The organism is Kribbella koreensis, from assembly GCF_039525325.1.
Classification (GTDB): Bacteria; Actinomycetota; Actinomycetes; order Propionibacteriales; family Kribbellaceae; genus Kribbella; species Kribbella koreensis.
In genome coordinates, this window is record NZ_BAAAHK010000031.1 from 1 (window position 1) to 587 (window position 587).

Annotated in this window: 1 rRNA gene; it reads right to left on the reverse strand. The window is 57.9% G+C overall.

What is annotated here, in order from left to right:
* Positions 1-25 precede the first annotated feature (25 nt).
* Positions 26-587 (reverse strand): 23S ribosomal RNA (locus ABD116_RS41735); the annotation flags it as partial.

Genomic DNA, 587 nt, shown 5'->3' on the forward strand with positions numbered 1-587 from the left:
TATCTGTCACACCAAAGTGTGGTGTTGAGACAAGCCCTCGGCCTATTAGTACCAGTCAGCTCCACACCTTACGGCGCTTCCACTTCTGGCCTATCAACCCAGTGGTCTACTGGGGGCCTTACCCGATTAACTCGGTGGGAGACCTCATCTTGAAGCGTGCTTCCCGCTTAGATGCTTTCAGCGGTTATCACTCCCGAACGTAGCCAACCAGCCGTGCTCCTGGCGGAACAACTGGCACACCAGAGGTTCGTCCACCCCGGTCCTCTCGTACTAGGGGCAGCCCTTCTCAAGTCTCCTGCGCGCGCAGCGGATAGGGACCGAACTGTCTCACGACGTTCTAAACCCAGCTCGCGTGCCGCTTTAATGGGCGAACAGCCCAACCCTTGGGACCTACTCCAGCCCCAGGATGCGACGAGCCGACATCGAGGTGCCAAACCATCCCGTCGATATGGACTCTTGGGGAAGATCAGCCTGTTATCCCCGGGGTACCTTTTATCCGTTGAGCGACGGTGCTCCCACATGCCACCGCCGGATCACTAGTTCCGACTTTCGTCCCTGCTCGACATGTCTGTCTCACAGTCAAGCTC